The sequence below is a fragment of the Sinobaca sp. TMA16-18 genome, from assembly GCF_059510535.1.
In genome coordinates this window covers 80,155-95,296 of the sequence record NZ_JCAKFM010000004.1, presented here as the reverse complement: position 1 = coordinate 95,296, position 15,142 = coordinate 80,155, and the positions used below count along the sequence as shown (strand labels likewise).

Sequence of the window (15,142 nt, the reverse complement as noted above, 5' to 3'; positions counted from 1 at the left end):
AATCGTCAGGACGGGAGCAATCCCCGGTTTTATTGGCAGCTTTTATGCTGTTTGCGAGACCTTTACCTATGAGACGGGTAAAGGCTTTTTCATGCCTTCACCGCCTCCGTGGTGAAGGTTTTTTGTGCTTTTGCACAGAATAACTATCGCTGCAGGGTACCGGGTTTATCTTGGAAAAGGAGAAGATAAACATGGAACTTAGTCTGCTGATGGAATACGGATGGGTGCTGCTCGTTCTCATACTGCTTGAAGGGGTCCTTGCTGCAGATAATGCGCTTGTCCTGGCCGTTATGGTTAAAAGGCTTCCGCCGGAAAAAAGAAAAAAAGCATTGTTCTATGGACTGGCCGGGGCGTTTATTTTTCGTTTTGCCTCTTTGTTTATTATTTCGTTATTAATTGATGTGTGGCAGGTGCAGGCAATTGGTGCCCTATATTTGTTATTTATCGCAATCAACCATATTGTCCGAAAATTATGGTTTCATAAGGAAAGCACGGTGGAGAAAAAGACAGAACATGATGCAGAAAATCCTGCAGGATTCTGGCGCACCGTAGCAAAAGTGGAAATCGCAGATATCGCGTTTGCGGTGGATTCAATTCTGGCCGCAGTTGCTCTGGCTGTTACTCTTCCCCGTACCAGCCTTCCGATGATAGGCGGGATGGATGGAGGGCAGTTCCTTGTGATTCTAACAGGCGGGCTGATAGGGGTCGTAATTATGAGGTTTGCAGCCGGCTGGTTTGTGACGCTGCTCGAAAAAAGGCCGGGGCTGGAAATTGCTGCGTTTGCTATCGTTGGCTGGGTCGGAGTGAAGCTGGTGGTCCATACTCTTTCTCATCCGGCTTTATCTATCCTGCCGGAACATTTCGCCGAATCCACTCTTTGGAAAGCTTCGTTTTATATCGTGCTGGTCGGTATCGGAGCCGCCGGCTGGATACTGTCCAAGGATAAAGGAGTACCTCAGGAAAAACCGGTGCGAAAAGAACGGTCTGTATAAATATAAAAATGGAATTTATTTTTCAAACTCTAACTGAATCTAATGGATTCAGTCTTTTTTTTTAATAAGAAATTGGATAAGCTAGAGAAGAACAGGAGAAGAGAGGGGGCGCGGCATGCAGGAGATTCTAATTATAGAGGACGAAGAAAAGCTTGCACGGGTAACAAGCCTGGAATTGGAGTATGAGGGATACCAGACAGAAATCATACACGACGGGCTGGAAGGGCTGGAGCGGGCAAAAGAAAAGAAGTGGGACTTAATTCTGCTGGATGTGATGCTTCCCAGTTTAAACGGGATGGAAATTCTACGCCGTTTTCGAAAGGAAAATAACGTAACGCCGATTATTCTACTTACCGCAAGAGATCAGACGCCCGATAAAGTGAGCGGACTCGACCTTGGAGCTAACGATTATATGACCAAGCCTTTTCAGATTGAAGAACTGCTCGCAAGAATCCGGGCACAGCTGCGTTACGCAGAAAACAGGACTCAGGGAAAAAAACATAATGTAGTAGAAGTAGAAGATATAAAGGTCAACTTGGATAACCGGGAAGTGCTGCGGGCAGGAGTCAGTATAGAGCTGACGCCCAGAGAGTTTGATCTGCTCACATATATGATGAAAAACAACAATATCGTTCTGACGAGAGACCAGCTGCTTGAGCAGGTATGGGGGTTTGATTATTTTGGCGACACAAACGTAGTGGATGTGTATATCCGCTATCTGCGGCAGAAAGTGGATAAACCATTTCCAATCCAGCTGATTCATACGATCCGCGGAGTCGGTTACTCTATCAAAGGAAGCAGTCATGAAGCTTAAAACAAAAATCCAGCTGTTTGCAACGATCTGGATGCTTCTTATCGTCATTATTGTCAATATATCTATTTATTTATTATTTGACCGGTTATCGGTTAATGCAGAAGTGGAGAGGCTGCAGAATCAATCCGAGTCCATTACAGAATCCCTGCTTTCCACTGAAGGAAATACAGCGGAATCGGAGGCGCTTCTGCAGGCGTTTTTACCGGCGAACGGCATGATTCGGATTATCGGGCAGGAGGAAGTGCTCTCTATTCAAACAACGGAAGACCGTTTCCGTCAGCTCCCGGCGGAGTATTCGGCCGGCGAATCCCAGCGAACCTTTCAGTCCGGGAACGGCGAAAGGTTTGCAGCTGTGGAGAAACCGATTATCTGGCAGGATGGGAGTATTGTGACGCTTGAAGTGACAGAGCATATGCAGGCACTTGAAGAAAACATGAGGTTTCTTCAGATTGCGTTATTAATCGCCACCTTGCTTATTATTATACCGACAGTTATTGGCGGACGGCTGCTCGGCAATTTGCTGCTGCGTCCTATTCTTGAACTAATTCGTACGATGAAAGATATCCAGCAGCGGGGGGAATTGAAAAAGCTTACGCTGAAGGGGAATTCCAAAGATGAATTGTATGAAATGGGAGAGACGTTTAATCATATGATGGAACGGCTCGAGAGCAATTTTGAAAAACAGAATCAATTTGTATCCGACGCCTCCCACGAATTAAAAACCCCGCTTTCCATTATTGCCAGTTATGCGGGGCTTCTGAAAAGATGGGGAAAAGAAAAGCCTGAAGTACGCGAGGAAGCACTTGATGCTATTCTGTCAGAGTCTGAGAGAATGAAAAGCATTACAGAACAGATGCTGACGCTTGCCAGGGATGAATCCATGCGGGAAATAAAAAAACAGACAGTAGACCTGTCTGATCTGGCAGAAGAAGCATCCCATGCTTTCAGTAAAACGTACGAGCGGGATATTGTCGTGAAAAAGACAGAAGATACAGAAGTAGTAACCGATAAAGAAAAATTAAAGCAGCTTTTATATATTCTGCTGGATAATGCATTAAAATACAGTGAAGAAAACGTCGTTATAGAAGTGGAGGGCGGCGATACAGCCTGTATTAAAGTGATCGATTTTGGAGAAGGGCTGAGTAAAGAGGAACAGGCCAAGATCTTTGACCGATTTTACCGGGTGGATAAAGCCCGAAGCAGAAAAACCGGTGGAACCGGACTGGGTCTCTCCATCGCTTTTCGTTTGTCCGAAGTTCTTGGAGGCGAAATAAAGGTAGAAAGTGAACCGGGTGAAGGTGCTGCTTTTATTTTCCATTTTCCGAACTGGTGAAAACGGTGTTCCCCGCTTCAGCTAAGGTTTACAAGTTCCTTAAAAAGGATATTAATACTATATATTAATGTGGTGAATAATTCCTGCTGAAGAAGACTATGATGAGACTGGGGAGAAAATTAATGAATGAGACAACACCTGAAGACATAAAAGAAACGCTGGAGGTTGTCTGTGGAAAGTGGAAAGCTGTTATTTTAATGGAATTGATGGGGACAACACTTCGGTTCAATGAAATTAAAAAACGGCTTCCGCGTATCAACCATCAGACATTGATTAAGCAATTGAAGGAATTGGAAAGAGATGAACTGGTGAAGCGGACGTCTTATCCTGTCGTACCTCCGCGGGTGGAGTATACTTTAACGGAGTATGGCGAATCCATCAAAGACCTGCTGCACCATATGGAAGACTGGGGAAGAAAGCACCGACAGCGTAAACAGGAAGAAGTGAAGTAATGAATGGTTGAGGGCAAAGCAGTTATCACAATCCAAGAAGTGACAGAAGCAGGAGCCGGGACAAGAGTCTGTATTGATATGGCAGACTGCTTGTCTCCAACAGAAGGACTTCTCATCGGCAGCACGGGAAGCGGCTACTTTCATGTGCTTTCGGAAAACAATGAAACGGATACCTATCCACCTAGAGTATTCCGGGTCAATGCCGGGGGGATTCACCACTATATTCGGAAGACCGACAATACGGTTTACGCCTCGGAAATACAAGGCGGTCATACTGTTGATGTATTTGACGGCAGCGAATGGTCCCGGAAAATTGTCGGACGGGCTAAATGGGAACATCGTCCCCTTTTGCACGTATCCGGATTTATTGAGAATAAAAAAATAACGGCTGTACTTCAGCAGGCAGACAGCGTCTGTTTAATGAGAGAATCAGGGGAAAGAGTACCTGTCATCGATTTAAAGCCAGGAGATAAAGTACAGGGCTTTGCAGACGAGCCGGGCCGGCACTTAGGTGAACAGATCGAAGAATATATAGAAGAAAAATAAAAAGGAGAAACCCAGCGGGTTTCTCCTTTTTCAGGCTTTTGAAAAAGACAAAATATAGGTATTTTTATACAAAACCTTTACAGGGGTGCTTTCCGCAGGCCATGCCTCAGCTAAAGAGGGGAAAACGCCTCTTTATCTTCTCCTGTGGCTGTTCTGCAGGAGTCCCCCCTGTTTATTTTTCTCCTTTTCATGTAGCATTTTAAAGTTTTACAATTTGTTTTCCAAGGTTCTCTCCTTTAAATAAACCAATAAAGGCGTCAGGGGTCTGCTGGATGCCTTCTACAATGTTTTCACGGTAGGTTATAGAGCCCTGCTCAAGCCATTCGGCTAACTTCTCAGAGCCTTCCTGAAAACGACTGGAAAAATCGGCTACGATGAATCCCTGCATCAGGGCGCTCGCTTTCACAAGGTACTGCTGCACTCTTGGCCCAACATCTTCTCCGATGGAGTTATAGGTTGAAATAGCGCCGCACTGGGCAATACGGGCGTATTTGTTTAATAGGGGATAAAGCGCTTCGGAAATGGCGCCGCCTACGTTGTCAAAATACGCATCGACACCGTCGGGGCAGGCTTTCTCCAGGGCGGCTGTCATATCTTCTGTTGTATTGTATTGAATCACTTCATCAAAATGAAGCTCCTCTTTCAGGTAGCGGACTTTTTCATCCGTACCGGCAATTCCTACAATGCGTGCCCCATAAATTTTAGCAATTTGACCAGCAGCAGAGCCAACGGCACCGGCTGCTCCGGATACTACGACTGTTTCTCCCTGCTTTGGCCGGCAGATGTCATTAATTCCAAAATAAGCAGTGAGTCCGGGCATGCCGAGAATACCTAAGTGGGTGGAAACCGGAGCCAGGGAAGGATCAATTTTACGGACAGCATCCGCAGCAACAACAGAATATTCTTCCCAGGTCAGGTTTCCGATCACAATATCCCCTTCTTTTAAAGAGGAAGAGCGGCTTTCTATAACTTCTCCAATGCCGCCTCCGGCAATAGGCTCATGAAGTTCAAAAGGCGGGATATAGGATTTGCCTTCATTCATTCGTCCGCGCATGTAGGGATCAACGGACAAATAAAGTGTTTTTAATAATACTTCTCCTGCTTCCGGGGAAGCTGTAGAGACTCTGTCAAAATGAAAGGTATCTCTCGTAGGGATGCCTTCTGGACGTTCTGCAAGCAGTATTTGATAATGTGCTGATGATGCCATAGTAGAGTATGTCTCCTTTATTTCCAATAGTTTTGCAGAGGGCCGCTTTCGCCGTAAAAAGGATCAAGCGAAGGAAGCGCTGCATGGTGAATATTTCTACATACTACCTCATGATTGTTTTCATCTCCAGTATAAAGGTCTATCTCCCGGCTGTCCGGATAAGCACCCATCACTTGAAAGATATCATCAGAGTCAAGCAGTCGATGGCCGACGCCTGCAGGAATCAGCAGAATGTCCCCGCTCGTAACATGCACCGCTTCTCCCTGCGGCCCCCCTAAATGAAGAGATGCGTTTCCTCTAATGACAGCCAGCACTTCATGACTGTTACTGTGAAAATGATGATACGTAAATACACTTCCGTACCAGGCGTTGATCCATCCATTCTGTCGAAAAGTCTGTTCTAATTCGGAAAGGTAGTGTTCTTTAACAGAGTAAAGAAGTACGGGAAGGGACGGGTTATTAGGTATTTTTCCATTATCATCGAAAAATAGCCTTTGAACGCTGTCAGGCTGCTTATTAATCATTTTATACCTCCATATCTATTTGTATTGAGTGAATGCTTTTATATGCATCTATTCCCGATTTTCTAAATATTAAAAACATTTGACAATGAGAATGATTTTCAATACACTTACATTATATTAAATGAGAATGATTTTCAATGAGAACGGGAGGGCTTCAGATGAATTCGTTATTAATAGTAGGAGCAGACAAGCTGGGTGCCATCCCGGATCGATTGAATGAGCTGGGATTTTCGGACATTATGCATATAAGCGGAAGAAAAGTAAAAATGGTGCACCGCGAAATACCTGAAAACATAGATCTCGTACTGGTACTGACAGATTTTATAAATCATAATGTGAGCAGTAAGCTGAAAGAACGGGCGAAGGAAAAAGAAATTCCTGTCTGCTATGCAAAACGTTCCTGGTGTTCTATCTATAAAGCATTGTCGGCCTGTAATGAAGTGTGCGAACAATGTCCATTACTGGAAAAAGCCAGATAACAGGAGGCAGAAACGGTGAAAAATCAGCAGGGATATGTATTAAAAAAGTCTTCCTCCGTATTTGATTTTACAATTTATATGCTGAGGAGTATTGCATATAGGCAGTTCAGTGATGATGCAGAACTTTCTTTAACAATAAAACGACGCTGGAAATATATTAACCCGAATCAATTTAAAAATGTGAAAGAGTTTATTCACAGACTGAAACTTCTGCAGAAGCGTCTTGGAGAAATCAAATCCCTTGCCGAAAGGCTGGAAGAGAAATGGGAGGCACAAGCAGACGGATTGTTTATTATAAGTGGAATAGATTTAGAGGCGGATGGGAATATAGCTGCCTACGCGGTAACATCAGAATATACGGCACTGCAGATGAAAAGAGCGTCTTCTTTTTTACAAAAGCAGTATCCCAATAAAGACTGGAGATTGTATATGCTTGATAGTAAACAGATGCAGTATTCTATGAGTGAATACCGTCATGCGCCTTCTTTATATAAAAAGAAATAGCCAGCCCCTGCCGAATCTCAGGCAGGGGTTTTAAAAAAGCGTGTGATACGAGAAAATAGGGTATAGAATATGGGTAAGAACGCTACAGAATGAAGGAATGGTAAATATGTATAATAAGATGTGGTTATTGATAAACGGTGCGTCCGGCAATAATGAAATCCAGAAGAACCTGGATGCGACCGTCAGCACGCTGGCTCTGCAGACAAAAGAGCTTACTATTACCTTCACGCAGGAAAAGGGGCATACAGAACAGCTCTGCCGTGAACAGGGAAACGAGTTTGATATCATTATGATCATGGGAGGGGATGGGACTGTACATGAAGCTATTAACGGCCTGGCCACGCTGGAAACCCCTCCCGTTACCGGTATCCTGCCCACAGGCACCTGCAATGACTTTTCTAGATCTTTAATGATTCCGCAGAATTTAAAAAAAGCTGCTGCAGTAGTAGAACAGAACCATATAGAGTATATCGATATCGGAAGAATGAACGATCGCTATTTTTCTAATTTTTATGGCATCGGCCTGATCGCAGAAACGTCTGAAAATATCGATGATCAGCTGAAAGGAATGCTTGGTAAAGTAAGCTATTTTATCAGTGCACTCCAAACGTTTAATAATGCTTCGCCGTTTACATTTACGCTAAAAGCAGATGGAAAAGAATACAAGGACGATGCTGTAATGATCTTATTTGCAAATGGTTATTTTATTGGTACAAACCGCCTTCCGGGTGATCAGATTTCCCTGAATGATGGACTTATAGATGTATACATTATAAAAGAAAGCGGAGCACCGCTTTTGAAAGAGTTTTTTAATTCCAAAAATCCTTTTATGTACAATTTAGAACAAAGTTCTATTGAGTATATTCAGGCTTCCGAGGTGGAACTGGAAACGGAAAAAGCAATGAAAGCAGACACGGATGGAGAAGTGTATGAAGAAACGCCGGTTCATATAAAGATTCTGCCAAAAAAGATACCGTTTTTGTTTGGAGAAATACAGGTGGATAATAATTAAAGAAGATTCTGATAATTATTCTTTTAGGAATTTTTTAACATTTTTTTGGAAAATGTAGTAAGATAAAAACACTAACAAGCAACCTTCAGAAAAAGGCAACGCTGCTGAAAAGCAGTCTCGCAAAGTTACAGGTCTAAGGCTTATTATAGCTAAGACGGCTGAACTGCCTGGGGAAATTTCCTAAAGGCGGGTGAGGGTTGATGGAATTATTAATTCCAAAAGTACAAAAGCTTGATCAAGATTGGCTGCATTTAATGGTTGAGGCTAAAGAAGCTGGTTTAACCCCTAGTGAGGTTAAAGAATTCTTAAGACAAACCAAATAATCAGGAAAAAATAAGCCATTTCGTATGGCTTATTTTTTTAATTTATGTAAATATAAGTATAGGCATAAGTGTGCAATTTAAAAAAATGTCGTTCACTATAACATACTGCAATTCGTTATATGTTATAATTACAGCAAAGCACAAACTACAGTATACAAAGGGGTTCAAGCGATGATTGGTGAAAGGGTGAAACTGCTTCGAAAAGAGCGAGGCTTATCGTTGACAGAACTGGCGAATCAGGCCGGAGTCGCGAAGTCGTATCTTAGTGCACTGGAAAGAGATATTCAAACAAATCCATCGATCCAGTTTTTAGAGAAGATTGCTAAGGTATTAAACATATCGGTTGATCTTTTAATTAAAGAGCAATCAGAAATTAATGAAGAAGAGCTCGATAATGAGTGGCTGGAAATAGTCGAAGAAGCAATGAATTCGGGAGTTTCCAAAGATCAGTTCAAGGAATTTCTTGAGTTCAACAAATGGAGAATTAAAAATTAAAAAAAGGATCGTGTCATACGATCCTTTTTTTATTTTGACTAATTTCTATATAAAGAACAAAAAATGTTCGTTAAAATGTATTTTTCTTTCAAATAAGTGTTTTCAAATCCGTTTTTTCGTTATATAATGTATTTAATTCTTTAAAAAGAACAATATAGAACGGAGGATGACGATTTGGTAAGACTTAGGGGCGGTGTGTATTATACTAATATCATGAACAGACATATTAAGCTTGTTTACTTAACTAACAATAAATGCTCCCTTTATGTGAACGGTCATTTTTTGGGATACTGCGCGTTTGATGTGGCAAAGCAAAAAATAAAAGAGATGGAAGATCGTCTGAATAATGTCACGCTCATGTACACAGGAGACAATATTTTTCAAAGCGGTAAAGACGCAACAATGGTCTATGTAAGAATATAAAAAAGCGAGGGGCTGGAGAGTATCCAGCGGCCCCGCTTTTTTTAATAAGGGATCGATCTTGATCTGAAGAAGTGACCAATCACAAGTCCAGCCAGAGCCGGCAGTATCCAGCCCAGGTTCAGTTCAAAAAATGGAAGGTAGGAATACAGGCCAATGCCCTCCAAAGGCACTAAGCCTGCTTCCTTTAACCCGTCATAGGCACTTACAATAATAGTACCGGCAACAGCTCCAATATAGTGGGACTGATGAAGCGTTATTTTCTCATTTATCAAAGCGAGCAGGATTAACACAATCGCAAGCGGATAAATGGCGACGAGAAGCGGAACCGATAAAGAAATAATGGTATTCAGCCCCAGGTTGCCTACGAGAAGGCTGAGTATAGTTAATAGTAAAGCCAGCACCGAATACGGCAGGAAAGGCAGATAGCGGTGAAAATACTGGCTGCACGCTGTTACTAATCCAATGCAGGTGGTAAGGCAGGCTAATGTAACAATTAAGCCGAGGAGAATAGTACCGGTAAAACCAAAAGATTCACCTGCAGAATAAGTAAGGATTTCGCTGCCGTTTTCCATCAGCATACGGGGCCCGCTGTGCACTCCAAGCCATCCAATAGCAATATATACAGCGGCAAGACCAATACCTGCAATGATGCCTGCCGAAGCCGCTGACCGTCTTACTTCGCGTCGGTCCAATGCACCTTTTTCTTTCAATGTATTCACAACAATCAGGCCAAAGGCTAAAGCTGCGATGGTATCCATCGTTAAGTACCCTTCAACAAAACCTCTTCCAATTGCCTGAGAAGTATATTCATCCGATGGCGGGCCTCCTCCTCCCATAAAACCGGTGGCATAAGCTCCAGCGACCAGCAGTACAATAGAAAGAAGCAGAGCGGGTGTAATAACATACCCTATCGTTGTGACAAGCTTAGTAGGGTTGAGGCTCAGCAGAAATACAAGGCCAAAAAACAATATGGAAAACAAAAATAATGCTGTGTTTGAACCGCCATCCGTCAGAACAGGAACGATGCCCATTTCATAAGAAACGTTCGCTGCTCTTGGAATACCAAAAAAAGGACCGATAGCTGCGTATAAAATAATCATAAAAAGGAATGCAAACGGTTTGTTTACTCTTTCCGCAATCCCCTGAAAGCTCTGGCCGGAGAGGGAAACCGCGATTATTCCCAAAACAGGAAGCCCTACGCCGGTAATCACAAAGCCGATAATAGCGGGAAGGTAGGACGTTCCGGCTTCTTGACCTAAAAATGGAGGAAATATTAAGTTGCCTGCTCCAAAAAATAAGGCAAACAGCATTAAACCTATAAAAAAGTTATCTTTCCATGTTAGTCTGTTCATGATTGTCTCCCTTGAAATAAAATAAACCTCCATTATCCTAACGCTGCATAAGTAAATTGTAAAGGTATTTATATTACCTGTTAAAATAGAGAAAAAGAGATTAATGCAGAGGAGGAGAAGTATGCTTGTGACAATGGAAGACGAATTAATTTACATTTACCTGCAGCATAAAGCCACCAGGACGTCACCGCTCGGGGCGTACCCTGATGTGAGTGGATACATGCTGTATGATAAGAGAGGAAACTGGCTTGGCTACAGGGTGATGCGTACTATTTACAATAACAAAAACTACGTGATTTCCATTCCGAAAGTAAAAAAAATCGAATACCCGTTGTTTACCGCAAGCATCGAAGACGCAGAAGAGTATATTGAAATTAAATTTCATGCTGACATGGAAGCTTCAGAAATGCTGGAACAGGAATGCCTGCTCGATATAAATGAAGATGGGCTGTTTGGAGTGGAATTAGTCAGGCATCCTGATATTCCAGCCGGGGAAACGGAATATGTGAAATATTTTGTAGAAAAATAGAATCGATTTCTTTAATTCCATAAAAAATATCTCAAAGCGTTCATCGCTTTGAGATATTTTTTATGAAGCCGACAACGGAAATCCTATTTTTTTCTTGTCTCTGCAATCTGTTCTTCAAGTTCAGTAAGCTGGTTAAGCGCAGCCTCCGGGCTTCTGCCTACAGATTCAAGCTTTTCCAGGTCTCCCTGCACTCTCACATATTCGCTTTTCAGCCATGCCAGTTGTTCTTCTTTTGTTTTTTCATCCATCTAATGGCAGCTCCTTTTTCTCTGGTTAATTACAATGTAGCATACTCAATGGAGGAGAGGAAAACATAAAATACAGAAAAGTCTTTTTGTTCGTGTTGATATTTTCAAAAAAAAGATTTATACTTTAAATGAAAATGATTATCAATGTTAGTGATGAAAAGATTATATAAATGTACGAAAAGCATGAAAGGGGTTTCCAGTGTGTCAAACTTAACCACACAGCAGATAGCAGTTTCATATCAGGAAAATAACATTATAAAGGAAATGACAGTAGAGATACCAGAAGGTCAGGTTACCTCTATTATCGGTCCCAATGGCTGCGGAAAATCCACCTTACTAAAAGCTATGTCCAGAACATTGAAACCCAACAGCGGAGCTGTTTATTTAAATGGCCGCAATATACATGATATGAAAACAAAAGAAGTAGCAAAAGAAATGGCTATTCTTACACAGTCACCCGAGACACCGCAGACTCTTACGGTGCAGCAGCTTGTAGCTTTCGGCCGCTATCCTCATCGTAAAAGAGTAGGCGGACTGACTCCGGTGGATAAAGAAGCGATTGAAAAAGCAATTTTTGATACAGGAATGACAGAATTTCAGGACCGCACGCTCGATGCTCTTTCCGGAGGGCAGCGTCAGCGGGCCTGGATCGCGATGGCACTTGCCCAGGAGACCGACCTGCTTCTTCTTGATGAGCCGACAACCTATCTTGATATGGCGCATCAGCTCGAAGTACTCGAGCTTCTTCAAAAGCTGAACAGGGAAGAAAACCGTACGATCGTTATGGTGCTTCACGACCTGAATCAGGCTGCTAGATTTTCCGATCATTTAATTGCTATTAAAAATGGAGAAATCCAGCATTACGGTTCGTCGCATGAAGTAGTCTGCCAGAAGGTCCTGCGCAGAGTATTTGGAATTGACGCTTATGTTGTAACAGATCCCCGAACAGGAAAGCCTCTGTGCATGACATACGATCTTGTAACAAATGATACAATTGACGCTCCTATGAGCGAAGCCGAACTTAGATTAGCTCAGGTGTAGGTTTATGCAGGCTGTTATCCGTCATAACGCTACCCAAATACGAAGTGTTTTTTCTGTTATTCATGAAGAGCCGAAGCAGTGGGAGTGCCGGCATTCTTTAAAAGAATGGGCAGCAGAAGAAACAGAGTCCTGCAGACAATTTTTAGAGCAGTATGGAACATATATTGAGGCGCCGAGCTTCGATATGAGTGCCGCCTTCTGGGCGAACCGCTTCAGCCGCTTTATCGCATTCGGCCATTGGGCGATTGTCCACGGTCTGGATATGAACACCATTTCCAGCAGATGTACAGTTTATTTAGTGCCGGGTGAATACGATGAGCCGGTGTACCAATTCCTGATTGACCGGGAAGTACTGGAAAACAGCCCTGCCGACGCATCGGACACAAAGCAGGCGCTTGCCGAGTATTATGCAGAGCATGTCACTCCTCTGTTTCTGAAGTTTTCAGAAACGGCGGGAGTACGTATAAAAGAACTTTGGGGACAGGTCTATCATGCCGTACCTTACTTTCTTCACCTTGCGAAAGTGACGGAAAGTCCAGAAACCGAACAGGCATTGAGGAAAAGCTGGCAGGATGTACTGGACTTTGAAGATGGAAACATTTTTGGGCGTGCCAAGCCGCCATTTGCATTCCGTTGTATGGAAATACCAAACCCGGCGGGGGAAGAGAAAATTTATACAAAGCCGACGTGCTGTCTGGCTTTTAAAGGCAGCAGTTCATACTGTTACCGGTGCCCAAGAATGAAAAAAGAAGAACGAAATGCCAAATACAATAAGTTAACAAAAAGACAGGAAGCGTAAATACGCTATCCTGTCTTTTTTCTGGAATATTATTTTTTGGTCCGGCTCATTAGCCATAAGAAAAAAGGAGCGCCAATAATAGCGGCTACGAGCCCGGATGGAATTTCTTTTGGAGCAATGATTATTCTTCCTGCCGCATCGGCTCCGACGAGGAGGGCAGCCCCAAGCAGTAACGCGACAGGAAAGATCCTCCGGTAATCCTCTCCTACAAGCAGCCTGGCCAGATGAGGAGCGACAAGGCCGATAAATCCGATGGTGCCTACCGCAGCTACTGCCATAGCAGCAGAAAAGGTAGCTAAAATGATCGAAAACCAACGCACGGCTGTCAATGGAACACCCAGGCCGATTGCATTGTTATCTCCCAACGCAAGAATATTCAGTGAGCCCAAAAGAAAGAAACACGCTGGAATAAGAATAACAAGCGGCCAGACAAGAAACATCTGCAGTTCATTAAATCCGCTTGCATACGTGCTGCCGGAAAGCCAGGTGAGCGCGGAAGCGGCATTTAAATTAGAACGAACAATTAAAATCTGGGTGACCGCTCCTCCGGCAGCTGATATGGCGATACCCATTAAGGCAAGCACGGCCGGATGGAACTGGGTTTTCCATGAAAAGAATAAAACAACAGCTACGGTTAGAAAAGCACCGGCAATCGCACCGGCCGGGAGCCAGGCGGCTGAGAGCGATGAAAAAAAGAACAATACGCTTAAAGCACCAACACCCGCTCCTGCCGTTACACCGATAACTGAAGGGTCTGCCAGAGGATTACGGAGTATTCCCTGGAATAAAAGACCGCTTGCTGCCAGGAGCATGCCGGCTGCACAGGCCGCAAGCATTCTTCCAAGCCGCAGATCAAAGATAATGAACCGTTGTCCGGATGCTTCATCTGTAAACAGGGCCCGCCAGGTTTCCATCCATTCAAAACCGGTACTGCCTCCAGCCATCCCTATAAAAAATACGAGTACTAAGAGAAATCCTGAACCGATTAATACAACCGGATAGGGAAGCATAAAAGAAAGACGGCTCCCCGATATGCTTTCTCTACTGCCCGCTCCGAAAAAGCTGCCGCGGTGTTTCAACACAAGCCAGATCAGCCACGGCGCACCAATTAATGCGGTAACAGAGCCTACGGGCATCTCGGTAAGAGATGGATCCAGAAAGCGTCCGAGTATATCTGCCCCAATTAAAATATTAGCACCCCACAGCATAGAAGCGGGAATAAGCAGGCTGTGAAGCTGGAAGCCGGCCAGCCGCATTAAATGGGGGGCGATAAGGCCGATAAAAGCTATAGGACCCGCTACACTTACAGTAAGAGCGGAGAGGCCGACAGCGAGAAAGAACATAACAACCTGAACTCTTTTTGTTTTTTCACCCAGAACTTTTGCCTGGTCGCTGCCAAGCAGCATAATATCCATCTGTCGGCTGATCATAAAGATGACGATAGTAATAGCTGCGGTCCAGGGGAGGGCAAATAGTACGCCGCTCCAGTCCTGTTGTACGAGAGAACCATTTCCCCATAGGAATAAACCGGCTGTTTCATATTCAAAAAAGATCTGCAGAGCAGCAGTGAAAGAAGAAAACATTAAGCTGAGTACAAGCCCTGCAAGCGCCATGCGGACCGGGGTGGCATTGATGCCTCCGGACAGCGCAAATACAAGCACAGCAGCCAGAGAGCCTCCCAGAAAGGCAAACAAAAACCCATTGCCAAAGAGCCAGGCGGGGCCGCTTGACCCAAGAGCTGCCCCGGCTACTACAAAGAAATAAGCCCCGGCATGAACGCCAAGCGTACTAGGCGCGGCCAGAGGATTCTTTGTCAGCGTTTGAAAAATAACCCCGGCAGCTGCAAGCGCGGCGCCGGCAAGGAGGCCGAGTGCAATTCTGGGAAGGTAAACAGACCTGACGATACTATGCTGAACGGTTTCGCCTTCGTTTTGCAGTGCCTGGAGCACAACGGTCCAGCCCATGGCCTGACTGCTTTGATATAAATGTAAAAATGACAAAAAAAACAAGAGGGCTGTCCCCCCTCCGAAGATAAGGACAGCCTTTGTTTTTCTATGCAAATGCTTCAT

The 15,142-nt window shown here is 43.9% G+C and carries 19 protein-coding genes and 1 riboswitch; of the genes, 14 read left to right on the top strand and 5 right to left on the bottom strand.

Features of this window, described 5'->3' with window-relative positions; translation table 11 throughout:
- The first annotated feature begins 191 nt into the window (after positions 1 to 191).
- The 5 genes from AC5W14_RS08895 (at position 192) to AC5W14_RS08875 (ending at position 4,137) form a co-directional block, all read left to right on the top strand.
- The gene (locus tag AC5W14_RS08895) at positions 192 to 992 is read left to right on the top strand and encodes a TerC family protein (RefSeq protein WP_496060380.1); all 801 of its coding nucleotides are present in this window, start codon (positions 192 to 194) and stop codon (positions 990 to 992) included.
- Between the two features lie 115 nt (positions 993 to 1,107).
- Positions 1,108 to 1,806 carry a response regulator transcription factor gene (locus tag AC5W14_RS08890; RefSeq protein ID WP_496060381.1) on the top strand — a complete coding sequence of 233 codons (699 nt, stop codon included), beginning with the start codon at positions 1,108 to 1,110 and terminating at the stop codon, positions 1,804 to 1,806.
- A complete protein-coding gene (locus tag AC5W14_RS08885) occupies positions 1,796 to 3,139 on the top strand; it encodes an ATP-binding protein (RefSeq protein WP_496194164.1) in 1,344 nt (447 codons plus the stop codon). Before AC5W14_RS08890 ends, AC5W14_RS08885 begins: the two co-directional genes overlap by 11 nt.
- Positions 3,140 to 3,261: 122 nt before the next feature.
- Entirely contained in the window at positions 3,262 to 3,591 is a 330-nt protein-coding gene (locus AC5W14_RS08880; RefSeq protein ID WP_496060383.1) for a winged helix-turn-helix transcriptional regulator, read from the top strand.
- Positions 3,592 to 3,594: 3 nt separating this feature from the next.
- A complete protein-coding gene (locus tag AC5W14_RS08875) occupies positions 3,595 to 4,137 on the top strand; it encodes a 3-dehydroquinate synthase II (protein ID WP_496194163.1) in 543 nt (180 codons plus the stop codon).
- A 199-nt stretch (positions 4,138 to 4,336) separates the two neighbouring features.
- Here AC5W14_RS08875 and AC5W14_RS08870 read toward each other — a convergent pair whose 3' ends face one another.
- Positions 4,337 to 5,344, bottom strand: coding sequence for an NADP-dependent oxidoreductase (locus AC5W14_RS08870; RefSeq protein ID WP_496194162.1), 1,008 nt, complete (start codon positions 5,342 to 5,344; stop codon positions 4,337 to 4,339).
- A 17-nt stretch (positions 5,345 to 5,361) separates the two neighbouring features.
- Positions 5,362 to 5,868, bottom strand: a complete 507-nt coding sequence (locus tag AC5W14_RS08865; RefSeq protein ID WP_496194161.1) for a cupin domain-containing protein — start codon at positions 5,866 to 5,868, stop codon at positions 5,362 to 5,364.
- A gap of 158 nt (positions 5,869 to 6,026) precedes the next feature.
- Between AC5W14_RS08865 and AC5W14_RS08860 the strand changes: the two genes are divergently transcribed.
- The 6 genes from AC5W14_RS08860 to AC5W14_RS08835 all read left to right on the top strand — a co-directional run bounded on the left by AC5W14_RS08860 (position 6,027) and on the right by AC5W14_RS08835 (position 9,104).
- Positions 6,027 to 6,347, top strand: coding sequence for a DUF2325 domain-containing protein (locus AC5W14_RS08860; protein ID WP_496060387.1), 321 nt, complete (start codon positions 6,027 to 6,029; stop codon positions 6,345 to 6,347).
- A 15-nt stretch (positions 6,348 to 6,362) separates the two neighbouring features.
- A complete protein-coding gene (locus AC5W14_RS08855; protein WP_496194160.1) occupies positions 6,363 to 6,851 on the top strand; it encodes a hypothetical protein in 489 nt (162 codons plus the stop codon).
- 118 nt (positions 6,852 to 6,969) lie between these two features.
- The gene (locus AC5W14_RS08850) at positions 6,970 to 7,863 is read left to right on the top strand and encodes a diacylglycerol/lipid kinase family protein (protein WP_496194159.1); all 894 of its coding nucleotides are present in this window, start codon (positions 6,970 to 6,972) and stop codon (positions 7,861 to 7,863) included.
- Between the two features lie 84 nt (positions 7,864 to 7,947).
- A riboswitch (cyclic di-GMP riboswitch) is annotated at positions 7,948 to 8,034 on the top strand.
- A 29-nt stretch (positions 8,035 to 8,063) separates the two neighbouring features.
- Positions 8,064 to 8,186: an anti-repressor SinI family protein gene (locus AC5W14_RS08845; protein WP_496194158.1), complete on the top strand. Its 123-nt coding sequence runs from the start codon at positions 8,064 to 8,066 to the stop codon at positions 8,184 to 8,186.
- 171 nt (positions 8,187 to 8,357) lie between these two features.
- Positions 8,358 to 8,681 (top strand): helix-turn-helix domain-containing protein, encoded by a 324-nt coding sequence (locus AC5W14_RS08840; RefSeq protein WP_496060391.1) that lies wholly within the window; start codon positions 8,358 to 8,360, stop codon positions 8,679 to 8,681.
- A gap of 213 nt (positions 8,682 to 8,894) precedes the next feature.
- The gene (locus AC5W14_RS08835) at positions 8,895 to 9,104 is read left to right on the top strand and encodes a hypothetical protein (protein ID WP_496060392.1); all 210 of its coding nucleotides are present in this window, start codon (positions 8,895 to 8,897) and stop codon (positions 9,102 to 9,104) included.
- A gap of 41 nt (positions 9,105 to 9,145) precedes the next feature.
- On the opposite strand, the gene brnQ is transcribed toward AC5W14_RS08835, so the two are convergent.
- A complete protein-coding gene (gene brnQ, locus AC5W14_RS08830) occupies positions 9,146 to 10,456 on the bottom strand; it encodes a branched-chain amino acid transport system II carrier protein (RefSeq protein ID WP_496060393.1) in 1,311 nt (436 codons plus the stop codon).
- 121 nt (positions 10,457 to 10,577) lie between these two features.
- On the opposite strand from brnQ, the gene AC5W14_RS08825 reads away from it, so the two are divergent.
- Positions 10,578 to 10,985 (top strand): hypothetical protein, encoded by a 408-nt coding sequence (locus AC5W14_RS08825; protein ID WP_496060394.1) that lies wholly within the window; start codon positions 10,578 to 10,580, stop codon positions 10,983 to 10,985.
- Between the two features lie 83 nt (positions 10,986 to 11,068).
- On the opposite strand, the gene AC5W14_RS08820 is transcribed toward AC5W14_RS08825, so the two are convergent.
- Positions 11,069 to 11,233: an SE1832 family protein gene (locus AC5W14_RS08820; protein ID WP_496060395.1), complete on the bottom strand. Its 165-nt coding sequence runs from the start codon at positions 11,231 to 11,233 to the stop codon at positions 11,069 to 11,071.
- A 201-nt stretch (positions 11,234 to 11,434) separates the two neighbouring features.
- Here AC5W14_RS08820 and AC5W14_RS08815 point away from each other — a divergent pair, with 201 nt between their 5' ends.
- The gene (locus AC5W14_RS08815) at positions 11,435 to 12,274 is read left to right on the top strand and encodes an ABC transporter ATP-binding protein (RefSeq protein ID WP_496194157.1); all 840 of its coding nucleotides are present in this window, start codon (positions 11,435 to 11,437) and stop codon (positions 12,272 to 12,274) included.
- A 4-nt stretch (positions 12,275 to 12,278) separates the two neighbouring features.
- Positions 12,279 to 13,073, top strand: a complete 795-nt coding sequence (locus tag AC5W14_RS08810) for a hypothetical protein (protein ID WP_496060397.1) — start codon at positions 12,279 to 12,281, stop codon at positions 13,071 to 13,073.
- 29 nt (positions 13,074 to 13,102) lie between these two features.
- Here AC5W14_RS08810 and AC5W14_RS08805 read toward each other — a convergent pair whose 3' ends face one another.
- On the bottom strand, positions 13,103 to 15,142 hold the full coding sequence (locus tag AC5W14_RS08805; RefSeq protein ID WP_496194156.1) for an iron ABC transporter permease: 2,040 nt from the start codon (positions 15,140 to 15,142) through the stop codon (positions 13,103 to 13,105).

Excerpts from the sequence above, each read along its gene's own strand:
- AC5W14_RS08875 (WP_496194163.1), top strand. The coding sequence starts at position 3,595 with ATGGTTGAGGGCAAAGCAGTTATCACAATCCAAGAAGTGACAGAAGCA.
- AC5W14_RS08885 (WP_496194164.1), top strand. The coding sequence starts at position 1,796 with ATGAAGCTTAAAACAAAAATCCAGCTGTTTGCAACGATCTGGATGCTT.
- AC5W14_RS08835 (WP_496060392.1), top strand. The coding sequence starts at position 8,895 with ATGAACAGACATATTAAGCTTGTTTACTTAACTAACAATAAATGCTCC.
- AC5W14_RS08805 (WP_496194156.1), bottom strand. The coding sequence starts at position 15,142 with ATGAAGCATTTGCATAGAAAAACAAAGGCTGTCCTTATCTTCGGAGGG.
- AC5W14_RS08865 (WP_496194161.1), bottom strand. The coding sequence starts at position 5,868 with ATGATTAATAAGCAGCCTGACAGCGTTCAAAGGCTATTTTTCGATGAT.
- AC5W14_RS08895 (WP_496060380.1), top strand. The coding sequence starts at position 192 with ATGGAACTTAGTCTGCTGATGGAATACGGATGGGTGCTGCTCGTTCTC.
- AC5W14_RS08825 (WP_496060394.1), top strand. The coding sequence starts at position 10,578 with ATGCTTGTGACAATGGAAGACGAATTAATTTACATTTACCTGCAGCAT.
- AC5W14_RS08880 (WP_496060383.1), top strand. The coding sequence starts at position 3,262 with ATGAATGAGACAACACCTGAAGACATAAAAGAAACGCTGGAGGTTGTC.
- AC5W14_RS08890 (WP_496060381.1), top strand. The coding sequence starts at position 1,108 with ATGCAGGAGATTCTAATTATAGAGGACGAAGAAAAGCTTGCACGGGTA.
- AC5W14_RS08860 (WP_496060387.1), top strand. The coding sequence starts at position 6,027 with ATGAATTCGTTATTAATAGTAGGAGCAGACAAGCTGGGTGCCATCCCG.
- AC5W14_RS08850 (WP_496194159.1), top strand. The coding sequence starts at position 6,970 with ATGTGGTTATTGATAAACGGTGCGTCCGGCAATAATGAAATCCAGAAG.
- brnQ (WP_496060393.1), bottom strand. The coding sequence starts at position 10,456 with ATGAACAGACTAACATGGAAAGATAACTTTTTTATAGGTTTAATGCTG.
- AC5W14_RS08810 (WP_496060397.1), top strand. The coding sequence starts at position 12,279 with ATGCAGGCTGTTATCCGTCATAACGCTACCCAAATACGAAGTGTTTTT.
- AC5W14_RS08820 (WP_496060395.1), bottom strand. The coding sequence starts at position 11,233 with ATGGATGAAAAAACAAAAGAAGAACAACTGGCATGGCTGAAAAGCGAA.
- AC5W14_RS08870 (WP_496194162.1), bottom strand. The coding sequence starts at position 5,344 with ATGGCATCATCAGCACATTATCAAATACTGCTTGCAGAACGTCCAGAA.
- AC5W14_RS08840 (WP_496060391.1), top strand. The coding sequence starts at position 8,358 with ATGATTGGTGAAAGGGTGAAACTGCTTCGAAAAGAGCGAGGCTTATCG.
- AC5W14_RS08845 (WP_496194158.1), top strand. The coding sequence starts at position 8,064 with ATGGAATTATTAATTCCAAAAGTACAAAAGCTTGATCAAGATTGGCTG.